Genomic DNA, 26,802 nt, shown 5'->3' on the forward strand with positions numbered 1-26,802 from the left:
GGGTGCCGACGGGGCGGCCGAGCTGGGTGCGGGCACGGGCTTCGCGTCGGGCGGCAGCGACTCGACGACCTCGATCTTGGACCGGAACGTGTCGTCGGTGATGACCTCGATGAGGTTGATCATCCAGCGATCCCCGTCGCGCTTCATGTCGAAGGTCAGCCTCGACGGGTTGATGCTGACGAGTTCTTTGTTCCCCCGGGTGACCGACTGGTTCATGAAGATCAGGACCTTGGAGGTGTCCTCGGTGTTGGTCACCACCCCGGCGTCCTGGATCGTCACCTCGGAGACGACCGACTGCTTGCGGACCTCGGCGGCGAGGTTGTTGTCGGTGATGAGCTTGGTGTACTCGGGTTTGGCCGGCCCGGTGAGCACGCTCATCGACTGGTCGATGTGTTCGCTGACGTTCTGGGCGTTGTAGCCGAACATCGTCGTCGCGTACCCGCGGGCGGCGGCCAGCGAGGATTCCCGCGCGTCCTCGACCGCACGGTCCTGCGTGTAACGGAACCCGAGGAACGCGGTCGTGACGACCGCGGCCACCACAAGCACACCGAGTGCGATCAGGCCCAACCGCCCCCTGCCGAGCGCGAAGCGCGACCGCGCCGGTGTCGACGTCGGTGTCTTGGACGTCGATGCTGCTGTCGATGCCTTGGACATCACGCGACCCACTCGAAGTCGGTCATCTTGAGCTCACCGTTGATCCGGGTCATGTCCACCCGCCAGCGGAAGACCTTCTCCTGGGACGGGACCTCACCGTCGAGCGACTTCTGATGCCAGCCGAAGACCATGATGACCGAACCCTCGTCCGGTTCGGCCTTGGTGACGGCGGAACTGAGGATGATCGACCGGGTCTCCAGCTTGCCGTCGCGGACCAGCGCGGCCACCTGCTGGATGTTGTTCTGCACTTCTTGCTTGACCTTGCCGCTCGTGTCCTCCTGGACCGACGTCAGCGTACGGTCGACGTTCTCCGGATTCATGCTGGTGAGATTGACGAGCACCTGCGACGCGAACGACGAGTACTCCGCGCGCAGGTCGTCGAGCCGGTCCTGGCGCGAGATCCCCAGCGCGAAGACGACGGAAGCAATGGCGCACACGACGATGACGACGAGCGCCACCACCACACCGACGATCGCGCGCGGCGATCGGCGGCCGGAGCCGCGGTAACGAATCCCACGACGCGACGTCGGTGAGGCATCGTCGCCGGCGGGGGAAGCCATCCTCGCCCGACGGCGCTCGCGGTAGCTGACCGTCTTCTCGACCTCGGACGGGTCGGGTGCGATCGCCGCATCAGCCGGCGAGTCGGCCTCGGGAGCGGTCGGCGCGTCCACAGACGCATCGCCGTCTGTCCCCGCCCTCGTCGCGACTGTCGTAGCCGGCTCGACCGGCTTCGGCTCGGCCGCCGTCCCGGTCTCGGACGCCGGAGCGACCTTCGACGCCTTCTTCGCTGCCGGGCGTCCGCGTCGGATCGGTGCAGATCGCACCGGTCGCTTCGCATTTCGTCGATCGCCCGACCCCGGACGATCCGTGCCGGGGAGATCCGTGGACGTGGTGCCGTGGCCGTCCGGCGTCACGGGGTGACCGTCCCGCTGATCATCGTCTGCCATGTACTGCTCTGTCCCTGCTCATCGCTGCCGGTCCCGGCGTTGTAGGTCTTGCCGTCGGGGCCGATGAAGTTGCCCGACTCCGGGTCGTACGTCGTCGCGTACACCGCGGGCTCGGCGTCGAAGTCCTTCGGTGTGCCCGGTGTCACGGTACCGGAGGACGCAGGCTGCCATTTCAGGCCGAATGGCAGTCCGCTCTGGAACGGATCGACCGATCCGGGCTTCGGAACGAACCCGGTGGCACATTCGGCCGGGGTGGGCGCGCGCCGGCCGGGGAACTCCGCGCACGGGTAGTTGCGCGCGCCGCGGACCGCGATGTTGGAGTTCTGCGGAACGCGGCACAGCATCCCCGGCGGCAGTTCACGGGCGGTCTGCACCGACGGCCAGCGCCAGTCCTCCTTCGGCAGGAAGCCGATGTTGCACGGCGGCCGGTCCTGGAAGCCTAGGGAGAAGTTGACGTTCGGGCCGTAGCGGTTGGTGCCGGTGTTCAGCGCCGTGATCAGCGAGTTGACCAGACGGGGGTACAGCACCAGGACCTGCTTCCAATTCGGCAGGTAGACCACCTGCGTCTTGGCGATCGTGCCCAGGTTGGACACCAGCAGCGGGTACGAGGCTCCCAGTGACTCGAAGAGATCCTGGCTCTTCGACGCGGTCGCCGGCCCCTTGCGGAGGATGTCGCCGATCTCCGGCCGGTTGGCCCGCAGCTGGTCGGTGAACGCGGTGACGTCCCGCGTCCAGGACCGGATGTCGTCGGCCGTCCGCGACTGGGTCGCCAGCAGCGGTGCCGCCTGCTCGACGAGCTGGATCGTCGTGTCGGCGTTCTCGTTCGCCTCGTCGACGAACAGTGCCATCGAGTCGAGCAGTCGCTGCAGTGCCTCGCCGGTGCCGTTGAAGGCCACGAACGCCTCGTCCATCAGCGAACGCAGGCGGGTGTCGCCGATCTCCTGGAGCAGTCGATCGGCCTGGTCGAGCATCGACGAGATCTCGACCGGGACCTGATCGGTCTCGATGGTCGCGCCGTTCTGCAAGTATTCGTCGGACTCCCCCGCCCCGGGGTCGGGTGTGAACTCGACGAACTGCTCGCCGATCGCCGAGACGCTGCGCACGGAGGCGGTCGACGACGCGGGGATGTCGGCGTCGTTCTCGATCGTGAGGGTCGCCTCGACGCCGGTGTCGGTCAGTCGAACCGAGTCGACCTTGCCGACGTACACACCGCGGTAGCTGACGTTGGCGTTCTGGTACAGGCCACCGCTGGTGGGCAGGAGCAACTGCACCTGATAGCTGCCGACCCCGAACATCGACGGGATCCGGATGTAGAACAGGGCCATCACCGCCATCGCGACGACGGTCACGATCGCGAAGATCATCAGCTGCATACGGACGAAACGTGTGATCTTCATCAGCGACCACCTCCCGCGGCCGGGACCACTGCCGGGGTGGACGGCGACACCTGCGGGACCATGTTCGCCGGGATCGGCTCGGCCGAATCGGGCAACCGTTCCCCGCCGGGCTGCAGCGGCGCGATGAACGGATTGAGTCCGCGTGCCGCCGCGCCGGCCGGTCGGCCGAAGACACCCTCGGGCCCGGTCACGCCGAGACTGGCGAACATCGTCTTGTTCAACCGTTCGAGGGTCAGGTCGAGCACGAGGTCGGAATTGACGTAGTCGCCCTTGACGATTCGCCGGATCGTGGGCTCGTAGAACGGGAACGTCAACAGGATGTTGAGCGACTGCGTCATCGCCGGCCCCGCCGCCTGGAGTTGGTCGAGTGCCGGTTCGATGCCCTCGACGATCGTCACGATGTCCTCGGAGTTGGCGTCGAGGATGTCGTTGGCGGTCTTGGACAGCTTCGAGACCGAGCCCAGCGTGTCGAGGAACTGCTGGCGCTGGTCGACGAGGAGTTGCAGGATCTGCGGACCGTCGGCGAGTGCCCGCTCGATGGTGCCGGCCTGCTCGTTCATCGTGCGCGAGAGCCGGTCGAGTCCCTCGGTGGCGCGGATGATGTTGCCCCGCTGCGAGTTCAGGTCGGCCACCAGGACGTTGAGACGAGGGATCAGCTTCTTGATCTGCTCCTCGCGGCCGCCGAACACGTCACTCATCTCGTGCACGATGTCGCCCAGTTGGGACAGACCGCCGCCGTTGAGGACCACCGACAGCGAGCTGAGCACCTGCTCGGTGCTGGGATAGGTGCAGGCCGCGACCTGTTGTGCGGCATTGATGTCCGGTACCGCGGGCACCGACGGATCGGTCACGATGTTGGACTGCTCCGGGCATTTGGTGAGCGGTATCTCGTCGCCGGCCCGGAGGCGCCCGCCCTCGGGTTCGGCGGGCTGCACGATCTCCAGGTGTGTGGAGCCCAGCACACTGGTCAGACCGACCATCACGTGCGATCCGCGCGGAACGATCACCCCGTTGTTGAGCCGGATCGTCACCAGCGCATTCCAGTCCTGGACCTCGATGTCGCCGACGCTGCCGACCGTGGCGTCGTCGATGAGGACGGGTGCGTTGTTGACCAGTCCGGCCGCCGACGGTATCAGCGCGGTGATCTCATACGATCCCCCGCCGGTGCCCTCGGCACCGGGGACGGGCAGGGAGTTGGGCCCGTCGAACGAGCAGCCGGCCAACAGCAGCGCCATCGCTGCCGCCCCGGCGACGAGCCCGCCGCGGGCGCGTGCCGGCCTCACCGGTCACCTCCGAACGGCACCAGCAGATCTCGCAGCGGACTGCCGCGGTTGTCCCGGCGCGTCTCGTTGTCCAGGCGTGTGACACCGGCATTCGCCCGTGCGCGAACACTGGCGTTCTGGTACTGGAGCTGGTTCGGCGTCGCATTGCGGCCCTGCACCGGGTTGGTCAAGAAGGGTGGGTAGTTCATCGAGATCGACGACAAGACGGGAGCCAGGATCTCCACGCACTTGTCGACGTCGGCCATCGTCGTACCCGGGCGGGCGGTCGAGTCCATGGCGCCGCACAGCAGGGTGATCAGGTTGGTGCCGTTGCCGAGACCGAACACACCGGAGAGCGACCCCGACAGGGGGTTGTAGATGTTGTAGAAGTTGGCGAGCTGGTTGGGTGCGGAATGCAGCACCCCGCGAACCTGCGCGTCCTTGTCTGCCACGATCTTGGTGGCCGCGGCGAGGCGCTCGACCGATGACGACAGTGCGGTCTTGTTGGTGTCGATGAAGGTCTGCACGTCTGTCATCGCCGCATCGAGACCCTTGAGAGCGGCGTCGAGTTCGGTGGTGTTGTCTGCGAGAACCGAACTCACCGAGGCGATCCGGCCGTTGAACTGCACCAGTTGCTCGTGACTGCCGGAGAGCGCATCGGTGAGCTTCTGCAGGCTCTGGATCGTCGAGAACAGGTCACCGCGACCGGCCGCGAGAGTGCCGATCACATCGGACACCTCCCGGATCGACTGGTTGATGGCCGCGCCGTTGCCGTCGAGGTTCTGGTCGAAGACGTCGACGGCCTTGGCCGCCGAGCCCGGATCCGCTCCGTCCGGGCCGATGGCCTCGGTGAGCCTCGTGAGCTGGGCCTTGATGTCGTCCCATTCCATCGGGACGGCGGTGCGGTCCATCGGGATGTCGGCCCCGTCGGCCATCGTGGCGCCGCCGGAATAGACCGGCGTGAGCTGAACGAAACGGCCCGACACCAGACTCTGCGCGACGATGACCGCTTTCGCGTCCTGCGGGACCTCCACGTTCTTGTCCACCCGCAGTTCGACTTTCACGTCGTTCGCGCGCGGGGTGATCGCCGAGACACTGCCGACGTTGACGCCGAGCACCCGGACCGGGTCGCCCTTGTAGAGACTGGCGACACCGGCGAAGTACGCCGTGTAGGTGTTGGTCGTCGTCTTGGTGAAGACCTTCCAGCCCACCAGGATCAGGGCGATCGCGAGCACCACGGCGAGCACCCCGAACAACACCTTGCGTCCGATGGTCATACTCCCGACGGTCATGTCACCTCCCCCTCGTGGTCGGTGCGGGCGTGGGATAGGTCGGCGTGGGCAGCGGGCCCCGGGGGATGTCGCTGCCGGCCGGCGGGCCCTGGCTCCACGCCTGCGGGAGCAACGGGAAGCCCGAGTACTGGAGCGACTGCCACAGCTGCGGGTACCGGCCGCGCAACGCGTTCAGGAAGATGGCGGTGTAGTCACCGAAGGTGTTGAGCCCGACCAGCGAGTCGAAGTTCGGTCCCGAGGCCACCGCCTCGCCCAGGGTGTTGGCGAAGGGTCCGAGACGGTCGATCGTCTCCTTGAGCTCTTTCTCGTTGTCGGTGAGGATCGTCGCGACCCGGTCGAACTTCTCCAGGACCGGTGTCAGCTGGGCGTTGTTCTCGGCGATGAAGCCGCGCAGCTGCGTGGTGACGTCGCCGATGCCCTTGATGAGCTGGTTCAGCGCGTACCGCCGCATCTCGATCTCGCCGACGAGGGCGTTCGCGTCGATGAGCAGACGGTTGATCTGCTCGTTCCGGTCCCCCACGATCTTGCTGACCTGATTGGCCTTGGCGAGCAGGGCACGCAGTTCGTTGTCGCGGTCGGCGACGGCCTTCGACAGGCGTGCGACTCCGTTGACGGCGCCCTGCACCTGGTCCGGGGTCTCGGAGAAGGTGATGGTGAGCGTGTTCAGCGCCTCGTTGAGCTGGTCGGTGTCGGTGCCCGAGATCGTGTCGGTGGCACCTTCCAGTGCGTCCTGCAGCGAGTACGGAGAGATGGTGTTGCCCAACGGGATCGACCCGCCGGGCTTGATGCGCTCGCCGCCGTGCGGGATGACGGTGAGGTTCCGGCGTCCCAGAACCGTCTCCGTCCGGATCGCGGCCTGCGACTCCGACCCCATCTCGACGGTGTCGTCCATCCGGAACCCGACCTTGACCTTGGTGCCGGCGTCGGTTCCGGCGAGCTCGATCGACTCGACCGTCCCCACCTGCACCCCGGAGACGGCGACGATGTCGCCCTTGGTGAGTCCGCCGGCGTCGTCGAAGTAGGCACTGTAGGTGCTGATCGGCGCGAGGTAGGGCAGCTTGTCCATCTGCATCGCGGTGATGACCACGAGGGCGATGATCACGATGCCGATGACGCCGACCTGGGCGCGGCTCCGTTGGCCCCGCTTCTCCTCGCGTGCGACGTCGGCCTCGTCGGATTCGGCTCTGCGACTGGAGAACAGTCCGCCGAAGGGAACACTCATGAGCCGTCACACCTTCCACCGGCGCGCGTGGTGTCGCCCATCACGTTGTTCGACGTGTACAAGATCGTCTGTCCACCCGGAGCGGGGAGCAGGAGGCGGATACGGCAGAAGTAGATCTGCAGCCAGGCGCCGTACGAACCCAGGTTCGACAGCGTCTTGTAGTCCTCGGGCAGCCGCGAGATCAGGTTGCGGATGAACGGTTCGGCAGCCAGCAGCTCCTCCGAGACGCGGCCGGTGTTGGTGACCATCGACTGCAGTGTCGGGCGGGTCGTCGCGAGCAGGTCGGCCAGGCCGTTGGTCACCCGCGAGGTCTGGGTGAGCGCGTTGCCGATGGTCCCCTTCTGCTCGGCGAGACCCGTCACCAGTTGCTGGAGCAGATCGACGCTCGTGTCGAGCCCCTCGCGATCGCCGTCGAGTGTTGCCAGCGTCGTGTTGAGGTTGTCGATGACATCCCCGATCAGCTGATCGCGATCGGCCAGCGAGTCGGTGAACGACGCGGTGTTCCCGAGCAGTGTGTTGAGCGCACCGCCCTGGCCTTGGAACACGGCGATCAGCGAACTGGTGAGCGCGTTGGCGTCGTCGGCGTTGAGTGTGCGGAACAGCGGCTTGAAACCGCCGACCAGTTTGTCGAGGTCGAGTGCGGGTTCGGTCTGCGTGACCGGGATCTCGGCGCCGTCGGCGAGGAAGGTCGAGGTGTTGCCGGTCCCCTGCTGCAACTCGAGATACCGGTCGCCGGTGAGGTTCTCGTACCGGATCATGGCGCGGACCGATTCCGGCAGCGGGTACTGCTGATCGACGCTGAAGGTGACGACGGCCTCGTTGGCACGGTTCAGCTCGACACCGCCGACCGAGCCGACCTCCACACCCGCGATCTTCACCTTGCTGCCCGACTTCATCGCCGAGGCACTGGTGAAGACGGCACTGTATTCGTTCGACGCGCCGGACCGGTAGCGGCTGAAGACCACCACCAGCGCCACGAAGACCAGGACCATCACGACGGTGAAGGCACCCAGTTTGATCAGGGTCGCGCGGAACGCGCGTGCGCGGTTATCCACGGGGCGGTTCTCCGAACAAGATCTGGAACAGCTTCTGCGAGTTCGCCTTCGGCTTGGTCCGGGGCTGGTAGGGCTGCGGCGCGTTGTTGCCGACGTAGAAGGGGGCGGGCACCTTGGTGGCGGGATCGCTCAGACCACCCTCACACGTGGGCGGCCCTTCGACGCCGACGACGGGCAGGTCGTAGGGGTAGGCGTACGGGTCCTTGCCGGGCAGCAGGCCCGCGTCGAGCATCAGCATGCCGTTGCGCTCACCCAGGTACGGGGCCGCCACCTCGGAGGCCACCGCGCCCGCGGTCAGGAAGCACTTGATCCCGGGTGCGTTGTAACCGAGCAGCGCGGCAATGGGATTGAGATCCGACAGCGCACCGATCAGTGTCTGCTTCGACGGCGCGATCACCCCGTCGATGGTGTTCGCCATCCCGGTGGCATTGATCAGGAGCGCGTCGAGGTTCGAGGTGTTGTCCACCAGCGTGTTTCCCACGACGGTGAAGTTGTCGACGGTACGCAGCAGGTTCGGCATCGAGTCGGCGTAGACGTTGGTGACGGTCGCGCCCTCTCGGAACAGGCGGTTCAGCGCAGGCAGGTGCGGATTGGTCTTGCCCAGCAGCGACGTCAGCTGCTCGAGGGCATCGCCGATCTCCTCACCCTGCCCGGCGAGCGCGGTGTTGATCGCGCCGAGGGTCGCGTTGAGCTTCTCGGGCTGCAGCTGGGCGAGGACCGAGACGAGTTGCTGGAACACGGTGTTGAGTTCGACGACGACTCGGTCGGCGGGGATCTCGGCGCCGGCCGACAGCGTCCCCTCCGGCTTTCCCGGCACGACGAAGTTCACCGCCTTGGCACCGAAGATGGTGTTGGACTTGATGTCGGCGATGACGTTGCCGGGGATCTTGGCCATATCGGCGTCGGCGATGTCGAGCGTGAGGATCGCGTTGCCGTTCTGTTCGGCGATCTGCGCGACGCGACCGACCTCGACCCCGCGCAGCTTCACCTTGGCGTCGGGGTTCATCACCAGGCCCGCGCGCGGCGCGACCAGGGTGACCTGCTGGGTGCCCTTGAACGCGCCCAGGAACGAGGCGCTGGCACCGATGATCAGCGCCAGCAGCGCCGCGACCATGATGACCGCCGCCGCTCGGCGGGTACCCCGTGAACGTTCTTGTCTCTTGCTCATCTCTCAGCCCGCCAGGTTGAACTTGCCATCGGCGCCGTAGATGGCGAGCGAGGTCAGCAGCGTGATCACGACGACGACGACGAGGGACGCGCGGACGGCGTTGCCGACGGCGACGCCCACCCCTACCGGACCACCCGAGGCGTTGTAGCCGTAGTAGGTGTGGATCAGCATGACCGCGACCGCCATACAGATGGCCTGCACGAACGACCACAATATGTCCGACGGTATGAGGAACGTGTCGAAGTAGTGGTCGTACACACCGGGTGACTGTCCGTACAGGAACACCGTCGCCGAACGGCTCGCGAGGAACGAAGCGAGCGACGCGAGCGCGTACAGCGGGATGATCGCGATCAACCCGGCGATGATCCGCGTGCTGACGAGATACGGGATCGACGAGATCGCCATGGTCTCGAGCGCGTCGATCTCCTCCGACACCCGCATGGCGCCGAGCTGCGCGGTGGCACCGGCACCGATGGTCGCGGCCAGGGCGATACCCGAGATGACGGGTACCGCGATGCGCACGTTGATGAATGCCGAGAAGAAGCCGGTGAGGGCCTCCACACCGATGTTCGCCAGTGAACTGTAGCCCTGGACCGCGATCGTGCCACCGGTGAACAGCGTCAGGAACCCGACGACCACGACCGTGCCGCCGATCATCGCGAGCGCGCCGGTGCCCATGGAGATCTCGGCGATCAGCCGGAGGGTCTCCTTCTTGTAGTGCTTGATGGCGCGGGGGATCGACACGACGCTGTCCCAGTAGAACAGCGCCTGGTCGCCGATCTGGTCCCAGTCCTCGCCGGCCCGCTTCGCCGCGACACGTGCGGTGCGGAATCGAGTCGTGAACGGAAGTACCATCGCTCAGCCCGCCGTTGCCTTGAGACCGACGGCGGTGACGACGACGTTGACGACGAACAGCGCCATGAACGAGTAGACGACGGTCTCGTTGACGGCGTCGCCGACGCCCTTCGCGCCACCCTTGACGTTGAGGCCCTGGTAGCAGCCGACCATGCCGGCGAACAAGCCGAACAGGGCGGCCTTGACCATGGAGATCATCAACTCCCCGAAGCCGGTCAGCAGTGTCAGGTTGGCCACGAAGGCACCGGGATTCACGTCCTGGAGGTACACGGAGAAGATGAAGCCGCCACCGATGCCGATGGTGCACACGAGACTGTTCAGCAGTAGCGCCACCCCGGTCGAGGCCACGATGCGCGGCACCACCAGACGGTGGATCGGATTGATGCCGAGCACCTTCATCGCGTCGATCTCTTCACGGATGGTCCGCGCACCGAGATCGGCACAGATGGCGGTGGCGCCGGCACCGGCGACGATCAACACGGTGACGATCGGGCCGATCTGGGTGATGGTGCCGAGTGCGGCACCCGCCCCGGAGAGGTCCTGCGCACCGATCTCACGCAGCAGGATGTTGAGCGTGAAGCTCACGAGAACCGTGAACGGAATGGCGACCAACAGCGTGGGCACCATCGACACCCGGGCGATCGCCCAGGACTGCTCGACTGTCTCCCGCCACTGGAACGGACGATGGAACAGCTCGCGCGCCGACTCCACGCCGAGCGCGACGAAATCCCCGATCCCACTCAGGGGTGTTGCCAACCTGCTCAGCACCAGCGGCCCCCCTTCACCCTCGCACCATCGCGAAACCTACCACGCAGAATCCAGCCGAATCGGTCAGTTGACCAGAGCGCTTGCCGAGAAGGTCCGACCCGGATCCCGGTCGGCGAAATGACCGGTGAGGGTCTTCGAGAGGTCCTCGGCGGCCCACGCGTCACCGTCGGCGACGAAGACCTCGTCGACCGTCGGCGCGGCCATCAGGGTGACCTTCGGCCCGTAGACGACGAACACCTGACCGGTGACGGCGTCGGATTCGGGACCGGCGAGATAGTTGACCAGACGCACGACGTGCTCGGGGTCGAGCGGGTCGACGCCGTCGGCGGGCGCGTCACCGAAGACCGCAGCGGTCATCGCCGTCCGAGCCCGCGGGCAGATCGCGTTGGCACGCACGCCGTATCGCTGCAGCGCGCGCGAGGCCGACAGCGTCAGCGCTGTGATACCGGCCTTCGCGGCGCCGTAGTTGGCCTGCCCCTCGGGACCGAGCAGGCCGGCCTCCGACGAGGTGTTGATGATCCGGCCGTACACCGGCCCCCCGGCCGCCTTCGACGCCGCGCGCCAGTGTGAGGCGGCGTTGCGGTTGAGCAGGAAGTGCCCGCGCAGATGCACCCGGATCACCACGTCCCACTCGTCGTCGGTCATGTTGAACAGCATCTTGTCGCGGACCACGCCCGCGTTGTTGACGACGATGTCCAGTGAGCCGAGTTGTTCGGTCGCCGTGGACATGATGGCGCTCGCGGTGTCGGCGTCGCCGATGTCACCGGGTACCGCGACGGCGCGGCCGCCCGCGGCGGTGATCGCGTCCACGACGTCGCTCTGCTCGAGCGCCGCGGGGAGGTCGTTCACGACGACCGCGGCGCCCTCGGACGCCAGACCGAGGGCCTCCGCACGACCGAGACCTGCACCTGCACCGGTGACGACCGCGACGCGACCGTCCAACGAGTAACCCACCCGACATCCTCCTGAGCTAAAACTAGAACCTGTTCTAGCATGATTCACGAACGGATGGAACCGCGCCGGGTTTTCGGTGAAGTCAGTCCTCCACCACCGCGAGCGCCGACTTGGGGCAGTTCGCCGCCACCTGGCGCAGCTCCTCGACCCGGTCGGCCGGAATCTCCTCCTGGAGAATGACCAGGTAGTCGTTGTCATCCAGGTCGAAAAACTCCGGCGCCATCCCCACACAGATGGCGTTGGACTCGCAGAGGTCGAAATCTGCCTTGATACGCATCGGAACCGTCTCCTTGTCGTTGGGTCACCTGTTGACTGGGCTGTGAGAACAGGTTAGAACGTGTTTCAGAAGTGAACGAGCCCTTTCCCTGTCAACTTGACCATAAGCGGGGACCGGACGCTAGCTGATCCAGCCCTTGGAGTGTCGATGCGCATCGCCTATACCGATCAACAAACCGAGCTCCGACGGGAGCTCCGCGACTACTTCTCGCACCTGATGAACGAGGAACGTCGAGCTGCTCTGTCGGGCGGTGACGGCGAACTCGGCGAGGGCGACGCCTACCGTGACGTCGTCGCCCAGATGGGCGCCGACGGTTGGCTCGCCCTGGGCTGGCCCACCGAGTTCGGCGGGCAGAACCGATCGATGATGGATCAGTTGATCTTCACCGACGAGGCGGCCATCGCGGGCGCGCCGGTTCCCTTCCTCACCATCAACTCGGTGGCGCCGACCATCATGAACTACGGCTCCGACGAGCAGAAGGCCTACTTCCTGCCCCGCATCGCCGCCGGCAAGCTGCACTTCTCCATCGGGTACTCCGAGCCGGGCGCGGGAACCGACCTGGCCGCGCTGCGGACCACGGCGGTACGCGACGGTGACGACTACGTCATCAACGGCCAGAAGATGTGGACGAGCCTGGTCGCCTATGCCGACTACATCTGGCTGGCCTGCCGCACGGATCCGTCGACCCTCCAAGAGGGCGGGAAGAAGCACAAGGGCATCTCGATGCTCATCGTGCCGACCACCGCCGAGGGGTTCAGTTACACACCGGTGCACACCATGTCGGGTGTCGACACCAGCGCGACCTACTACCAGGACGTTCGCGTCCCGACCTCGTCGATCGTCGGCGAGGAGGGCGGCGGGTGGCCGCTGGTCACCAACCAGCTCAACCACGAGCGCGTCGCGCTGTGCAGCGCCGCCCCCATCCAGACCGCTCTGCGCGAGACGATCGCGTGGGCTCAGGCAACCAAGACCGGCGACGGACACCGGGTGATCGACGCGCCGTGGGTCCAGCAGAACCTCGCCCGCGTCCATGCCAAGGTCGAGTTCCTCAAGCTGATCAACTGGAAGATCGCCTCCGTCGCCAGCTCCGGCGGATCGCCGAGTCCGGCCGACGCGTCGGCGACCAAGGTCTACGGAACCGAGTTCGCCACCGAGGCCTACCGACTGCTGATGGAGGTCGTCGGCCCGGCCGCGACCCTGCGTACCGGCAGTGCGGGGGCCCACCTCAACGGCCGGCTCGAGCGCTACCAGCGCACGTCGCTGATCCTCACCTTCGGCGGCGGCACCAACGAGATCCAGCGCGACATCATCGCGATGCTCGCCCTCGGCCTTCCGCATCAGCGCCGCTGACCTCCTCGTTCTCGAAAGGGACTGTCTCCATGGATTTCTCGCTACCCGAATCCGGTGCCGACGTCCGCGGCCTCGCGCGCGACATCGCCACCTCGGTCAGCACCCCCGAACGGGTCGCCGAGCTGGAGGCCGGCCGCGCCCCGATCGACGCCGATCTCTGGCGTGAACTGGGCGGAGCCGGATTGCTCGGGCTCGAGCTGTCCACCGAGGACGCCGGCGATGCCGGCGGCGACCTGGGTGTCATCGAGAACACCCTGATCGCAATCGAACTCGGTCGGGTTCTCGCCCGTGTGCCGTTCGGGCCGCATGCCGTCGCCGCCCTGCCCGTGATCGCCGCCCATGGCTCGGCCGGAGTGCGCGAGCGGGTGCTGCGCCCGGGCGCCGCGGGCGAGCTCGTGCTCACCGTCGCCGTCGAAGAGGATTTGTCCGGCGGACCCGGGTCGCCCACCGCGACACTGTCCGACGACGGGTCCACCCTCACCGGTGTGAAGGTCAACGTCCCCTACGCCGAGGCGGCGGACCTCTTCGTCGTCGACGCACTCGGCGCCGAGGGAGCCGTGGCGGTGCTCGTGGCCGCCGACGCTCCGGGCGTCACCGTCACCCCCACCCCGTCCACCGGACTGGTCCCGTGCGCGCAGGTCGAGTTCGACGGGGCCCTGGTCGAATCCGATGCGGTCCTCACCGGTGGCGCCGAGACCGTGGCCGTCCTGACCGCGCGCGCCACGCTCGCATGTTGCGCGGAGCAGTCGGGCGTCGTCGATCGCGCCCTGGAACTCACCGCCGAATACGCCCGTGAGCGTGAGCAGTTCGGCCGCGCCATCGGGTCGTTCCAGGCCGTCGCCCAGCGACTCGCCGACGGGTACATCGACGCGCAGGGACTCGCCCTGACGACGACGCAGGCGTCGTGGCTGCTGGCGAACTCCGGCGCCTGGACCCCCGAACTCCAGAACGCGGTCGCGACCGCGAAGTTCTGGGCGGCCGAGGCAGGACACCGCGTCGCCCACACGACCGTCCATGTGCACGGTGGCGTCGGCCTCGACACCAGCCATCCGGTGCACCGATACTTCCTGCGCGCCAAGCACAACGAGTTCGCCTTCGGATCGGCCACCGCATCGGTGCGGGTCATCGGGGCCGAGCTGGCGGCGACCCCGGCGTGAGCCCGACGGGTACGGCGACGCAGGCAACGACCGTCGCCGACCTGCTGTCTCCGCTGGCCGGCGTCGACGACCGCGGGGTGTACTTCGAAGACGACTTCGTCCCATGGTCGCGTCACCTGGCCGATGCGGCCGTCCGGGCGACCGTGCTCGGGTCCTGGTTCTCCGCCGAGCTACCGCCCCACGTCGGTGTCCTGCTCACCAACACGACGGAGTTCAGCGCGTTGTTCGCGGCGGCCGCACGCCACGGCTTCGTCCTGGTGGGTTTGAACACGACCCGTCGCGGCGCCGCGCTTGCCGCCGACATCGAACGCGCAGAGTGTCAGATCGTACTGTGCGGCAACGACACCCGACATCTCCTCGACGGCCTCGAGCTGAGCGGAGTCCGCATCGTCGATGTCGATTCGCCGGCATGGCACGACGCCATCTCCCGTGCCACACCCGCACCCGTCGTCGACGCCGCGGCCGACGATCTGCTCATGCTGATCTTCACGTCGGGGACGACGGGTGACCCCAAGGCGGTGCGGTGCACTCATCGCACCTTCGCGGTGAGCGGCCCGATGCTGGCCGAACGGTTCGACATCGGACCCCGGGACGTCGTCTACCTGTCGATGCCGATGTTCCACTCCAACGCCATGATCGCCGGCTGGAGTGTCGCCGTGTCCGGTGGGGCGTCGATTGTCCTGCGGCGCAGCTTCTCCGCCCGTGGGTTCGTCGCCGACCTCCACCGATACGGCGTCACCTACGCGAACTACGTGGGCAAACCGCTCCACTACGTCCTCGCGACCGACCCCGACCCACGCGACGCCACCAGTTCACTGCGGATCATGTACGGCAACGAGGCGTCGGCGCGCGACCGTCAGCGGTTCGCCGAGCGCTTCGGGTGCCGGGTGGTCGACGGTTTCGGATCCACCGAGGGCGGTGTGGCCATCACCCGGACGCCGGACACCCCGCACGACGCACTGGGCCCGCTGCGTGCACCCACCGCGGTCGTCGACGTGGAGACCGGCGAGCCCGTGCCGGCCGGGGTCGTCGGCGAGATCGTGAACTCCTCCGGCCCCGGGCTTTTCAGCGGATATCACAACGACCCGGAGTCGACCGCCGAGCGCATGCGCGGCGGTATCTACCACACCGGCGACCTGGCATGGGTCGACGACGAGGGCTACCTGCACTTCGCCGGCCGGCTGGGCGACTGGCTGCGCGTCGACGGTGAGAACATCGGCACCGGACCCATCGAGCGAATACTGCTGCGGCATCCGGACATCCGGCAGGTCGCCGTTCACGGGATCCCGGTCGAGATCGGTGACGAGATCGAAGCGGTCCTCGTCGTCGATTCGCTGAATCCCGACGACTTCGCGGCGTTCCTCGCCACGCAGGACGACCTCGGCCCCAAACAGTGGCCGCATCGCATCCGGATCGTCGACGCGCTCCCCGAGACGGCGACGTTCAAGACCGTCAAACGACTGCTGGCCGCCGATGCGACCCCGCCCACCTGGCGGCGCGAAGGTCGGGACTACCGGCCCGCGACATAGTTCGTCCGCGATCCGTATGACCCACGATCCGTATGACGTTGTGTTCGGAACCCGGGCTCACTGTCATACGGGTGTGAGTTGTGTCCGCGTCCCCGACCATCCGGTGTGTAAACCCACCACGGTTCGACACATCCACCCGCCGAACGGTGGCGGATGTGTCCATTGGTGGTGGGTTCGCGCTCCGGGTGGGTGACACTGGCTCCATGACCGGTCGACACCTGTTTCGCACTCTCGGAGCCACATTCGGTTGCGCAGCCACGTTGGCGTTGCTCCCGGCGACTGCAGACGCCGCTCCCGACGACGTGACGATCGCGCCGTCGGTGTCGGGCAACTCGGTCACCGTGACCATCACGAACCGGTCGGCGGCGGTGATCGGGTGCAAACTGTTCGCACTACCCGCCGGGTCGGTGGCGGACAGCGACTCACGACCGCCGTTCGGATACGTCAACCCGGTGGACCCGCGGGCACTGATCACGCCCGGCGGTACGAGGACTGTTGCGCTGGAGGTGTTCACCGACGAGGGGCCGAGTGGCGCCACCGCCCTTCCCGACGGCGCCTTCGACCTGTACTGGGGCTGCACGACGGTGCCGGGAGCCGACGGCGCCGAACAGTGGGGCACGCTCGGCCCGACCGGCAAGCCATCGACCGCGGCGACCACGCGCCTGGTGCTTCCCGCGGAGGCCGGCACCTTGATCGCACCGACCCCCATGCCACCGGGCCCGTGTCCCGACGCGAGTTGCCTCCCGCCCGACGCCGCAGACATCGTCGACGACCTGTGGGGCGAGTACACCGCGCCGTAGTCCGATAGGCGTTTCCGGAAGTGAGCCCGCTCGCGGCCAGGGGACACGATCGATCCGATGACCTGGTTTCGCCAACACCTCGATAAGTGACGCATTGCCCGGCCGGGCCGGCATGTGGTCGGACTCACGTGGCACAGACGACGGACTTCGGGTGCTCTGGAAGTAGGGAACTGCCCCACCGGGCTTCCCCGACGGGACAGACCGCCGACGTCGCCGGGACGCATCCCCGTTCGAATGCCGATCACGACCACAGCCCTACCGACAGGACTGAGAGCCGACCCGATGACCGTTGTCGAACGCACCGCATCCACTCCCGACTCTCGCAGGGAGTCAACCCGCAAGGAGTTGCTGGGTCCCTTCTACGACGAGCGAGAGATGGTTCTCGCGGCCGTCCTCGCCGCGCTGGCCGGTGCCACCGGCGCCGCGGCGTGGCTGTACTCCTCCGGCTGGTACGTCACCTTCATGACAGGCAACAGCGAACGGCTGGTGCTCGAACACGTCAAAGGCGCGCACCGGCTCGGCTTCACGGCTCTGCTCACTGTCGTGGTGTTCGTTCTCGGCGTGTTCGTGGCCACCTTGGCGCGAATGTATGTGTGGCGCAAGGCCCGACACGGCGCGACGATGCTGACCGCGGGTTCGACGATCGCGGCGTGGCTCATCGACATCGGACTGGAGAACGGCAATCGCGAGTTCGGCGCCGGCCCGGTCCTCTGCCTGGCCTTCGGTCTCGGCGCGCTCAACACCTCGATCAGCCGCAAGGGCGAGGTCGTCATGCCCCTGTCTTATGTGACCGGCACGCTGGTGAAGATCGGCCAGGGTGCCGGGTTGCACGTGGCCGGCGCCAAGCGATGGGGGTGGGTCGCTCACCTGAGCACCTATGCCGGATTCCTGGCCGGTGCAGGATTCGGCGGCCTGTTGTTCAACGCCTTCGACGAACGGAACTCGCTGCTGACCTTGGCCGTGGTCGCAGTGGTCGCAGCGATGATCACCTGGCGCCTGGATCATCCGAAGTTCTTGCGTGCCGATGTCCGCTGACGTGACGGTGCGCCCCAGCCCTCAGCCGCCCAGCGTCTTGTTCATCCGGCCGACTGCCTCGTCGTACTCGCTGACGAGATCGGCGATCAGATCGGCGACCGGTGTGATGGCGTTGCAGCGTCCGACGATCTGGCCGGCGGGCATGGCGACGACGTCGGGGTTGTCGGCCTGCGAAATCCTCGCGTGCGCCTCGGCGACGAGAAGGTTCTGCAGCGGCATCGGCAGCGGGTCGGGCGCCGATTCGGCGTCCCACGCATCCGTCCAGGCCGTCTTCAGCAGCCGCGCAGGCTTTCCCGAGTAGATTCGGCGCCGCACCGTGTCGCGCGAGGTCGCCTTCAGCAACGCCTGCTGCACGGTCGACGGCTTGCCCGAGCCCTCCGGCACACCGAGCTTGTACTCCGCGGCGGTCAACCAGTAGGTGCCCATCCACACACCCTGGGCACCCAGCGCGATCGCGGCGGCGATCTGACGACCGCTACCGACGCCACCGGCTGCGAGAACGGGGGCGGTGTCGCCGACCGCGTCGACGAGTTCGGGCCACAGGATCATCGAGGTGACCTCACCGGTGTGCCCGCCACCCTCGTAACCCTGCGCGATGACGATGTCCACGCCGGCCTCGACGTGATGCAGCGCATGGTCTTTCGCGCCTGCCAGTGCGGCCACCAGCACGCCGTTGTCGTGCGCGGTCTGGATGACGTCGGGCGGCGGCGAGCCCAGGGCGTTGGCGATCAGCTTGATCTGCCCGTACTTCCGACGATGCTCCATCGAGATGTCGACGTGGGACCGCGCGACCGAGTGCAGCCAGCCGAGCACACCGGCGTCGACGCGATCACCACCGGGAAGAGGCGGCACACCCAGATCGTCGAGCGTGCGCTCGACGAACGCCCGGTGTTCCGGCGGGATCATCGAGTCGAGGTCGACCTTGGAACCCTCGGTGGGGATCTTGGCGGGCATCACCACATCGACGCCGAAGGGCTTGCCGTCGGTGTTCTCGTGCATCCACTCGAGCACCTCGTCGAGTTCGTCGGCCTCGTTGAAACGGACGCACCCCAGCACCCCGAGTCCGCCGGCGCGACTGATCGCCGCCGCCACGTCCTGGCTGGGCGTGAACCCGAAGATCGGGTATTCGATGCCGAACTTCTCGGCCAGTTCAGTACGCATTGTTGTCAGCTCGCTTCCGGCGCTTACAGCGCCTCGTCGGCGGGACGCTCGGTGGTCACCGAAGCACCCCATCGATAGTCGGGTTTTCCTGCGGGAGAACGTTTGATCTCGTCGACGAACCACACGCTGCGCGGGCACTTGTAGCCGGCGAGCTCTTTCCGGACGACGTCGTTGAGACTCGTGAGCGACGGGCGCGCCCCGTCGCGGGTGGCGATGACCGCGGCGACGCGCTGGCCCCAGCGATCGTCGGCGACACCCACGACAACGGTGTCAAAGACGTCCGGGTGGGCCTTGAGCGCGCCCTCGACCTCCTCGGGGAACACCTTCTCACCGCCGGTGTTGATCGACACCGACCCGCGACCGAGCATGGTGATCGTCCCGTCGGCTTCGAGCACGGCATTGTCGCCGGGCAGCGAGTACCGCACGCCGTCGAAGACCTTGAATGTCTTGGCCGACTTCTCCGGATCGTTGTGGTAGCGCAGCGGCACGTGTCCGGAGCGCGCGAGCACCCCCACCTCGCCACTCCCCGCCTCGACGGGTGTGCCGTCCTCGCGCAGAACGTGGGTCTCACTGTCGGCCTTCACCCGCGGACCACCGGTGTGCGGGGTGCCCTTCTCGACGACTCCCATTCCACCGAAGCCGGTCTCCGACGACCCGATAGCATCGATGACGACGGCGTTCGGAAAGCGGTCGAGGAACTGCTCTTTCACGCTCGGCGAGAAGAGGCAGGCCGAAGACGCGACCGACAGCACACTCGACAGATCACGCTCGTCGCCGTTCTCCAACGCCTCGATCATGGGGCGGCCCATCGCATCTCCGGTGATGAACACGACGTTGACCTTGTGGCGTTCGACGATGTCCCACGCGGCGGAACCGCTGAACTCGGGGTACACCACCGCTTTTCCGCCGGCGAACAGCGACTGGAAGACCGCCCACTGCGATCCGCCGTGGATGAACGGCGGGATCGGGTACCGGACGAGTTGTCCACCCTTGGCGCCGGTCTTGGCCAGATGCCATTCGTCGGGAACGGGTTCGCTGGTGTACCAGTCGATTCCGCCGCCGAGCACACGCCAGACATCCACCTGCCGCCACACGACGCCCTTGGGTTTCCCGGTGGTGCCGCCGGTGTAGAGCATGTACAGGTCGTCGTCGCTGCGGTCCTCGAAGTCGCGTTCGGTCGACGATCTCGCGATCGCGTCTTCGTACCGGATGGCGTCGCCGTGTCCGTCGCAGCAGAGATCCTCGTCGGACCCGTCCTCGATGGCGATGCGGTGCTCGAGTTCGGGCGAGCGCGGCAACGTGTTGCAGACGCGGGTGGCGAAGCTGCGCTCGTGGATGAGCACCTTCATCCCGGAGTCGGTGAAGATGTGCTCGAGTTCGGCCTCGACGTACCGGTAGTTGACATTGACCATCACCGCGCGCGCCTTGAAGATGGCGACCATCGCCTCGACCGACTCGATGGTGTTCCGGCTGTACAACCCCACTCGGTCGCCCGGCTTCACGCCCAGTTCGCGCAGTGTGTGGGCGAGGGCGTTCGACCGCGCCTCCAGCTCGGCGTAGGAGAGCGCGCGGTCGCCGGACTCGAGCGCGATGCGCTCGGGAACCAGGTCGACGGCATGCTCGATGAGGTCGGCGATCGTGTAGGCCATGGGATCAAAATTAGAACGTGTTATCGTTCTGGGCAAGCGGCAATCCAGTGCCGCCGCGATCACCTGAGCACAGCGAGACCGGAGCGCAGCGATGACCACAGCAACCCCCGCCGAGTCCGTCACCGAGAAGGCACCCGAGTGCCTCGTCGAGAAGCGCGGGCACATCCTCATCGTGACGATGAACCGCCCGGAGGCGCGCAACGCGCTGTCGACGGAGATGATGCGGATCATGACCGAGGCGTGGGACCAGGTCGATACCGACCCCGACATCCGCGTGGCCATCCTCACCGGAGCCGGCGGATACTTCTGCGCGGGCGCAGACCTCAAGAGCATGAACAAGAACGCACCCGGCGACACGGTGGACTCGGGCGCCTGGAATCCGGCGTCGCTACCCGCGCTGCTCAAGGGACGCCGCCTCATCAAGCCGTTGATCGCCGCAGTGGAGGGGCCGGCGATCGCCGGCGGCACCGAGATCCTGCAGGGCACCGACATCCGGATCGCCGGCGAGAGCGCGAAGTTCGGTGTCTCCGAGGCCCGCTGGGGGCTCTACCCGATGGGTGGCAGCGCAGTCCGGCTCGTCCGGCAGATCCCGTACACCGTCGCCTGCGACATCCTGCTGACCGGCCGCCACGTCACCGCGCGCGAGGCCCTCGAGTACGGCCTGATCGGCCACGTCGTCGACGACGGCACCGCGCTGGACAAGGCGCTCGAGCTCGCCGAGAAGATCGCGGCCAACGGTCCGCTGGCGGTACAGGGAATCCTGAAGACCATCCGCGACACCGAGGGCCTACACGAACTCGACGCCTTCGAGATCGACGCGAAGATCGGCATCTCGGTCTTCAAGTCCAAGGACGCTAAGGTCGGCCCGCGCGCCTTCGCCGAGAAGCGCACACCCGAGTTCACCGGCGAGTAGTCACTTCCGCGCACAGTCAACGCCAAACGACGCCCAGTCGACGAAAAGCGACGCCCAGTCAACGCGAAACGACACCCAGTCGACGAAAAGCGACGCCCAGTCGACGAAAGACGAGGCACGGTCGACGCCCGGTCCGACTCCGCGCGGTAGCGAGCGAGGCGCGCGGTGGGGCCGGACAGCACCGGTCAGGTGCCCGACGACCGCCGGGGACGCAGCACGATCTCGTCGAGGCGTCGACGCTGGTGGTCCTCCACGGAGAGTCCCGCCTGGATCTCGACGACGAGCGCTGCGGCAACATCCCGGATCTTGACGTTCTCCTGCTGTGAGCGCCAGCGGAGCACATCGAACGCCCGGTCGGCGTTGACTCCGTAGACCAGCATGAGCATGCCCTTCGCCTGCTCGATCACCCCGCTGCTGTCCCGGAAGGCCCGGACCTGATCGTCGACCCGCCGCTGCACCGCGGCCAGTTCGGCGTCGGTCAGGTCGAGATAGAAACCCTCGGTGCCGATGGGCACACCGGTTGCGTCGGTGATGGAGTGGGCGACGACCACCACCGGTCGGACCCGCCCCGACGTGTCGACGATGCGGTGTCGGCTCGAGAACGGCGCGTGATTGGTGAGCATTTCGGCCATGACCGCGTCGAAGTGAGCACGGTCCTCGGGGTGCTTGTGGCGGCGCATCAGTTCGGTGGTCGGTTCCACCTCACCCGGTGCGTAACCGTGCAGCGCGGCGACCTCATCCGACCACTCCCACTTCTCACCCTCGTAGAAGAAGCGGAAGTCGCCGATGCGGCGCATCCCCGGCGGCAACTGGTCGGACGGGTTGTTCTGCCTTCCCGCCGGGAGGGCACCCCGTTCGTGGTCGACGCCCTCGCAACTCCGATCGTGATCACCGTGTCGCACACGGTGAATTCTATGGCCGATTCACACCAGTGTCGCCAGTTCCCGGATCGTCTCGGTGTCGCGCGCGGTGACCATGAGCATGGTGACCCCCGCGGCCTCCCACTCCTTGATCTGCGCGCGCACCTCGTCGGCCGTCCCGACGAGCATCGTCTCGCGGACCATCTCGTCGGGCACCGCGGCCATCGCCTCGGCCTTCTTCCCGCCCAGGAACAGGCTCACGATCTCGTCGACGGCGTCGCCGTACCCCATCCGCTTGTACAGCTCGGCGTGAAAGTTCTTCTCCTTGGCGCCCATTCCGCCGACGTAGAGCGCCGTCGACGGCCGGTACCGGTCAATGGCGGCCGCGACGTCGTCGGTGATGACGACCTGCACGGTCGCGGCCACCTCGAAGTCGGCGCGCGACCGGCGCGCACCCGGGCGGGCGAACCCCTCGTCGAGCCAGGCGTTGTACTGATCGGCGAGGCCGAGGCTGAAGAAGATGGCGAGCCAGCCGTCGGCGATCTCGGCGGTCTGCGCGACGTTCTTCGGGCCCTCGGCGCCCAGCCAGATCGGCACATCGGCGCGCAGCGGGTGGGTGATCGGCTTCAACGGTTTCCCGAGGCCGGTCGACCCGGGTGCGTCAGCCGGATACGGCAGCGGATAGTGCGGACCGGGGTTGGTCACCTTGTCCTGGCGGGCGAGCACGTCCCGCACGACGCGCACGTATTCTCTCGTGCGCGCCAGCGGTTGTGCGAACGGTTCGCCGTACCAACCCTCCACGACCTGCGGTCCCGACACCCCGAGTCCGACGATGTGCCGGCCGCCGGAGAGGTGGTCGAGGGTCAGCGCGTGCATGGCGAGCGAGGTCGGCGGCCGCGCCGACAGCTGGGCCACCGCGGTGCCCAGTCGCACACGCGAGGTCGCGGCACCCCACCACGCCAGCGGCGTGTACGCATCCGATCCCCACGACTCCGCGGTGAACACGGCGTCGAAGCCGCATTCCTCCGCGGTGGCGATCAGTGCCGGCGCGTTCGTGATGGGGTCGGCACCCCAGTACCCCAGTTGCAGACCGAGCTTCACTCCCACTCCCCTTTCGCCCGGCCGCATCCCACGGCCTGACATGCATCTTGTGTCCAATACTAGAACGTGTTCTACTCGAGATGTGAGCATGAGCGTAACGTCTCCGGCCGCCCCGAATCCCGTTGCCGAGGTGCCCGAGCCGAAGTCCCCCATCCTGACCGCTCCCCTGACCAACTCGTTCGACTACACCAGGTCTCTGGGTCCGGTTCTCAGTCAGTTCGCACTCGCCCTGCGCGACGGTCGGATCATCGGCTCGAGAGGCAGCGACGGCAAGGTCGCGGTCCCTCCGGTCGAGTTCGACCCCGTCACCGGCGCGCAGTCCACGGAGTTCGTCGAGGTGTCGGCCGTCGGCACGGTGACCACGTGGACCTGGAACCCCGAGCCGGTACCGGGCCAGCCACTGGACAAGCCGTTCGCATGGGCACTCATCCGCCTCGACGGCGCGGACACGACTCTGCTGCATGCGATCTCGGTCGGCTCTCCCGACGAGATGTCGACCGGGATGCGGGTCCACGCGGTGTTCGGCGCGGCTCGTATCGGCCGGATCGACGACATCGCCCACTTCGCCCCCGGCGAGGAGCCGGCCACCGCCCCTGCCAACACCGCCGAGGCACCCAAGGGTGCCGACACCGGCCTCCTCGTCATCCCCACCCCGGTCAGCACCGAGATCATCCACTCGGCCAACGAGGAGGAGTCCGTCTACCTCGAAGGGCTGAAGGCGGGCAAGCTGATCGGGACCCGTATCGGTTCGGGTGTCGACGCCGGACGCGTGTACTTCCCGCCCCGTGGCGTCAGCCCGGCCGACGGTTCCCCCGCGGTGGAACGAGTCGAACTCGCCCACACCGGCATCGTCACCACGTTCTGCATCGTCAACGTGCCCTTCCAGGGCCAGCGGATCAAGCCTCCGTACGTCGCCGCCTACGTGCTCCTCGACGGCGCGGACATCCCGTTCCTGCACCTGATCCTCGACATCGAGGCCGCCGAGGTCCGAATGGGCATGCGCGTCAAGGCCGTCTGGCTCCCCGAGGACGAATGGGAGCACTCGATCGGCAACATCAGCCACTTCGCGCCCACCGGGGAACCGGACGCCGAGTACGAGACCTATAAGGACCACCTCTGATGACACTGCCCCCGATCGCGATCATCGGTTTCGCGCACAGCCCCAATGTCGCCGGCACCCACGGCACCACCAACGGTGTCGAGATGCTGATCCCGTGCTTCGAGAAGCTCTACGCCGAGCTCGGCATCGCCCGCACCGACATCGAGTTCTGGTGCAGCGGATCGTCGGATTACCTTGCCGGCCGCGCGTTCTCCTTCATCTCGGCGATCGATTCGATCGGCGCCATGCCGCCCATCAACGAGTCACACGTCGAGATGGACGGCGCATGGGCGCTCTACGAGGCGTGGGTCAAGATCGCCACCGGTGAGGTCGACCTCGCGCTCGCCTACGGTTTCGGCAAGGCCACCGCCGGCAATGCGGATCAGACCCTGACCCTGCAGACCGATCCCTACACGGTCGCTCCCCTGCACCCCGACGCCCGGTCGCTCGGCGCGCTGCAGGCGCGAGCCGGGATCGATGCCGGAGTGTGGACCGAAGAAGACATGGCGACGATCGGCGCCCGCACCTTCGGCGGTTCGGTCGACGAGCTGCTCGGCCGCGACTACGTCGCGAATCCGCTACGGGAGCACGACATCGCGCCCTACACCGACGCTGCCGCCGCGGTCGTCATCGCCAGCGAGCGCAAGGCGCGTGAGCTCGTCGCCAATCCGGCGTTCGTCACCGGATGGGACCATCGGATCGACACCCCCAACTTCGGGGCGCGCGACCTCACCCTCTCGCCGTCGACGAAACTGGCCGGCGACACCGCGTTCGGCGATCGCAGCCGTGCGGTCGACGTCGCCGAGATCAACGCGTCGTACACGCATCAGGAGATCATCGTGCGCAACGCGCTCGGCCTCCCGGACTCGGTGCGGATCAACCCGTCCGGCGGTTCCCTCGCGGGCAATTCGCTGTTCTCGGCCGGCTTGCAGCGCATCGGTTACGCCGCTCACGAGATCCTCAGCGGCAATGCGGGCACCGCACTGGCCCATGCGTCGAGCGGCCCGCTTCTGCAGCAGAACATGGTGGTCACGCTGAGTGCCCAGAACAACGAGGGGGCCGAGAACTGATGGGACACAACAATCGTGCCGCGGTGCTGGGCACCGGGCAGACACGTTACGTCGCCAAACGGTCCGATGTCACGATGGCCGGCATGGTTCGCGAGGCCATCGACGCCGCGCTGATCGACTCGAAGGTCTCGCTCGACGACATCGACGCGATCGTCATCGGCAAGGCGCCCGACCTGTTCGAGGGGTCGATGATGCCCGAGCTCGCGATGGCCGAGGCCATCGGCGCGGTCGGCAAACGCCTCATCCGCGTGCACACGGCCGGTTCGGTCGGCGGGTCGACGGCCAACGTGGCCGCGTCGCTGGTGTTCGCGGGCGTGCACAAGAGAGTCCTCGCGGTCGCGTGGGAGAAGCAGTCGGAGTCCAACGCGATGTGGGCCCTGTCGATCCCGGTGCCCTTCACCAAACCGGTCGGAGCGGGCGCGGGCGGATTCTTCGCACCGCACGTGCGCGCCTACATCCGGCAGTCCGGGGCTCCCGAGCACATCGGCGCGATGGTCGCCGCCAAGGACCGTCGTAACGGCGCGTTGAATCCCCTTGCGCACCTGCATCAGCCGGATCAGACCGTCGAGAAGGTCATGAGCTCGCAGATGCTGTGGGACCCGATCCGCTACGACGAGACCTGCCCGTCGTCGGACGGCGCCTGCGCGGTGGTGATCGGCAGCGAGGACGTCGCCGATGCGGCCGTGGCCGCGGGTGATCCGGTGGCGTGGATTCACGCCACCGCGATGCGCACCGAACCGCTGTCCTACGCGCACCGCAACGTCGTGAGCCCCCAAGCCGGGCGCGACGCCGCCGCCGCGCTGTGGAAGGCCGGTGGCATCAGCAATCCGCTCGACGAGATCGACGCCGCCGAGATCTACGTCCCCTTCTCGTGGTTCGAGCCGATGTGGCTGGAGAACCTCGGCTTCGTCGCCGAGGGCGAGGGTTGGAAACTGACCGAATCGGGTGACACCGAGATCGGCGGCCGCCTCCCGCTCAACGCGTCGGGTGGTGTGTTGTCGTCGAACCCGATCGGCGCATCGGGCATGATCCGATTCGCCGAGGCCGCCATCCAGGTGATGGGCAAGGCGGGCGACCACCAGGTCGCCGACGCGCGCAAGGCGCTGGGCCACGCCTATGGTGGTGGCTCGCAGTACTTCTCTATGTGGCTCGTCGGGGCCGACAAGCCACTCCACTGATCGGCCCCTCCACTGATCGGAATGTCGTAGCAGTCATGCGCGTCGTATG

25 protein-coding genes are annotated in these 26,802 nt (G+C 67.2%); 9 read left to right on the plus strand and 16 right to left on the minus strand.

The window, feature by feature from the left end; all coding sequences use genetic code 11:
- The 12 genes from MAY35_RS00005 to MAY35_RS00060 all read right to left on the minus strand — a co-directional run.
- Window positions 1-654, minus strand: a 654-nt coding sequence (locus MAY35_RS00005) for a hypothetical protein (RefSeq protein WP_238418582.1), incomplete at its 3' end; no start/stop codon positions are given.
- On the minus strand, window positions 654-1,601 hold the full coding sequence (locus MAY35_RS00010) for a hypothetical protein (protein WP_238418583.1): 948 nt from the start codon (window positions 1,599-1,601) through the stop codon (window positions 654-656). The genes MAY35_RS00010 and MAY35_RS00005, both read right to left, overlap by 1 nt.
- Window positions 1,565-2,998: an MCE family protein gene (locus MAY35_RS00015; RefSeq protein ID WP_238418584.1), complete on the minus strand. Its 1,434-nt coding sequence runs from the start codon at window positions 2,996-2,998 to the stop codon at window positions 1,565-1,567. Before MAY35_RS00015 ends, MAY35_RS00010 begins: the two co-directional genes overlap by 37 nt.
- The gene (locus MAY35_RS00020) at window positions 2,998-4,281 is read right to left on the minus strand and encodes an MCE family protein (protein ID WP_238418585.1); all 1,284 of its coding nucleotides are present in this window, start codon (window positions 4,279-4,281) and stop codon (window positions 2,998-3,000) included. Before MAY35_RS00020 ends, MAY35_RS00015 begins: the two co-directional genes overlap by 1 nt.
- On the minus strand, window positions 4,278-5,552 hold the full coding sequence (locus MAY35_RS00025; protein ID WP_238418586.1) for an MCE family protein: 1,275 nt from the start codon (window positions 5,550-5,552) through the stop codon (window positions 4,278-4,280). The genes MAY35_RS00020 and MAY35_RS00025 overlap by 4 nt, the downstream gene beginning before the upstream one ends.
- 1 nt (window position 5,553) lies before the next feature.
- Window positions 5,554-6,774, minus strand: a complete 1,221-nt coding sequence (locus MAY35_RS00030) for an MCE family protein (RefSeq protein WP_238418587.1) — start codon at window positions 6,772-6,774, stop codon at window positions 5,554-5,556.
- A complete protein-coding gene (locus MAY35_RS00035) occupies window positions 6,771-7,829 on the minus strand; it encodes an MCE family protein (RefSeq protein WP_238418588.1) in 1,059 nt (352 codons plus the stop codon). Before MAY35_RS00035 ends, MAY35_RS00030 begins: the two co-directional genes overlap by 4 nt.
- Entirely contained in the window at window positions 7,822-8,943 is a 1,122-nt protein-coding gene (locus MAY35_RS00040) for an MCE family protein (RefSeq protein WP_238418955.1), read from the minus strand. The genes MAY35_RS00035 and MAY35_RS00040 overlap by 8 nt, the downstream gene beginning before the upstream one ends.
- A 57-nt stretch (window positions 8,944-9,000) precedes the next feature.
- On the minus strand, window positions 9,001-9,852 hold the full coding sequence (locus tag MAY35_RS00045) for an ABC transporter permease (RefSeq protein WP_137810434.1): 852 nt from the start codon (window positions 9,850-9,852) through the stop codon (window positions 9,001-9,003).
- Window positions 9,853-9,855: 3 nt separating this feature from the next.
- A complete protein-coding gene (locus MAY35_RS00050; protein ID WP_238418589.1) occupies window positions 9,856-10,620 on the minus strand; it encodes an ABC transporter permease in 765 nt (254 codons plus the stop codon).
- A 63-nt stretch (window positions 10,621-10,683) separates the two neighbouring features.
- On the minus strand, window positions 10,684-11,574 hold the full coding sequence (locus MAY35_RS00055) for a 3-oxoacyl-ACP reductase (RefSeq protein WP_238418590.1): 891 nt from the start codon (window positions 11,572-11,574) through the stop codon (window positions 10,684-10,686).
- Between the two features lie 82 nt (window positions 11,575-11,656).
- Window positions 11,657-11,851: a ferredoxin gene (locus tag MAY35_RS00060; protein ID WP_238418591.1), complete on the minus strand. Its 195-nt coding sequence runs from the start codon at window positions 11,849-11,851 to the stop codon at window positions 11,657-11,659.
- Window positions 11,852-11,998: 147 nt separating this feature from the next.
- Between MAY35_RS00060 and MAY35_RS00065 the strand changes: the two genes are divergently transcribed.
- The 5 genes from MAY35_RS00065 (at window position 11,999) to MAY35_RS00085 (ending at window position 17,722) form a co-directional block, all read left to right on the plus strand.
- Window positions 11,999-13,201 (plus strand): acyl-CoA dehydrogenase family protein, encoded by a 1,203-nt coding sequence (locus MAY35_RS00065; protein WP_238418592.1) that lies wholly within the window; start codon window positions 11,999-12,001, stop codon window positions 13,199-13,201.
- Window positions 13,202-13,230: 29 nt separating this feature from the next.
- Window positions 13,231-14,358, plus strand: coding sequence for an acyl-CoA dehydrogenase family protein (locus MAY35_RS00070; protein WP_238418593.1), 1,128 nt, complete (start codon window positions 13,231-13,233; stop codon window positions 14,356-14,358).
- Window positions 14,355-15,887 (plus strand): long-chain-fatty-acid--CoA ligase, encoded by a 1,533-nt coding sequence (locus tag MAY35_RS00075; RefSeq protein WP_238418594.1) that lies wholly within the window; start codon window positions 14,355-14,357, stop codon window positions 15,885-15,887. The genes MAY35_RS00070 and MAY35_RS00075 overlap by 4 nt, the downstream gene beginning before the upstream one ends.
- A gap of 203 nt (window positions 15,888-16,090) precedes the next feature.
- Entirely contained in the window at window positions 16,091-16,687 is a 597-nt protein-coding gene (locus MAY35_RS00080) for a hypothetical protein (protein ID WP_238418595.1), read from the plus strand.
- Window positions 16,688-16,969: 282 nt separating this feature from the next.
- Entirely contained in the window at window positions 16,970-17,722 is a 753-nt protein-coding gene (locus MAY35_RS00085; RefSeq protein ID WP_238418596.1) for a DUF1275 family protein, read from the plus strand.
- Between the two features lie 21 nt (window positions 17,723-17,743).
- On the opposite strand, the gene MAY35_RS00090 is transcribed toward MAY35_RS00085, so the two are convergent.
- Window positions 17,744-18,883, minus strand: coding sequence for a nitronate monooxygenase family protein (locus MAY35_RS00090; RefSeq protein WP_238418597.1), 1,140 nt, complete (start codon window positions 18,881-18,883; stop codon window positions 17,744-17,746).
- A 23-nt stretch (window positions 18,884-18,906) separates the two neighbouring features.
- Window positions 18,907-20,532: an acyl-CoA synthetase gene (locus tag MAY35_RS00095; RefSeq protein ID WP_238418598.1), complete on the minus strand. Its 1,626-nt coding sequence runs from the start codon at window positions 20,530-20,532 to the stop codon at window positions 18,907-18,909.
- Window positions 20,533-20,623: 91 nt separating this feature from the next.
- On the opposite strand from MAY35_RS00095, the gene MAY35_RS00100 reads away from it, so the two are divergent.
- The gene (locus MAY35_RS00100; protein ID WP_238418599.1) at window positions 20,624-21,445 is read left to right on the plus strand and encodes a crotonase/enoyl-CoA hydratase family protein; all 822 of its coding nucleotides are present in this window, start codon (window positions 20,624-20,626) and stop codon (window positions 21,443-21,445) included.
- A gap of 185 nt (window positions 21,446-21,630) precedes the next feature.
- Here the strand turns inward: MAY35_RS00100 and MAY35_RS00105 are convergent, their stop codons facing one another.
- Together MAY35_RS00105 and MAY35_RS00110 are read right to left on the minus strand one after the other, a co-directional pair.
- Window positions 21,631-22,347, minus strand: a complete 717-nt coding sequence (locus MAY35_RS00105; RefSeq protein ID WP_238418600.1) for a PAS and ANTAR domain-containing protein — start codon at window positions 22,345-22,347, stop codon at window positions 21,631-21,633.
- Window positions 22,348-22,368: 21 nt separating this feature from the next.
- A complete protein-coding gene (locus MAY35_RS00110; protein ID WP_238418601.1) occupies window positions 22,369-23,406 on the minus strand; it encodes an LLM class F420-dependent oxidoreductase in 1,038 nt (345 codons plus the stop codon).
- 88 nt (window positions 23,407-23,494) lie between these two features.
- On the opposite strand from MAY35_RS00110, the gene MAY35_RS00115 reads away from it, so the two are divergent.
- From MAY35_RS00115 to MAY35_RS00125, 3 genes are read left to right on the plus strand one after another with little or no spacing between them, the layout of a single operon-like run.
- Window positions 23,495-24,526 (plus strand): Zn-ribbon domain-containing OB-fold protein, encoded by a 1,032-nt coding sequence (locus tag MAY35_RS00115; RefSeq protein WP_238418602.1) that lies wholly within the window; start codon window positions 23,495-23,497, stop codon window positions 24,524-24,526.
- Entirely contained in the window at window positions 24,526-25,575 is a 1,050-nt protein-coding gene (locus MAY35_RS00120) for a thiolase domain-containing protein (protein WP_238418603.1), read from the plus strand. The genes MAY35_RS00115 and MAY35_RS00120 overlap by 1 nt, the downstream gene beginning before the upstream one ends.
- The gene (locus tag MAY35_RS00125) at window positions 25,575-26,753 is read left to right on the plus strand and encodes a thiolase domain-containing protein (RefSeq protein WP_004022061.1); all 1,179 of its coding nucleotides are present in this window, start codon (window positions 25,575-25,577) and stop codon (window positions 26,751-26,753) included. The genes MAY35_RS00120 and MAY35_RS00125 overlap by 1 nt, the downstream gene beginning before the upstream one ends.
- Window positions 26,754-26,802 lie beyond the last annotated feature (49 nt).

Source organism: Gordonia sp. 'Campus', assembly GCF_022206305.1.
In the GTDB taxonomy this organism is placed as follows: Bacteria; Actinomycetota; Actinomycetes; order Mycobacteriales; family Mycobacteriaceae; genus Gordonia.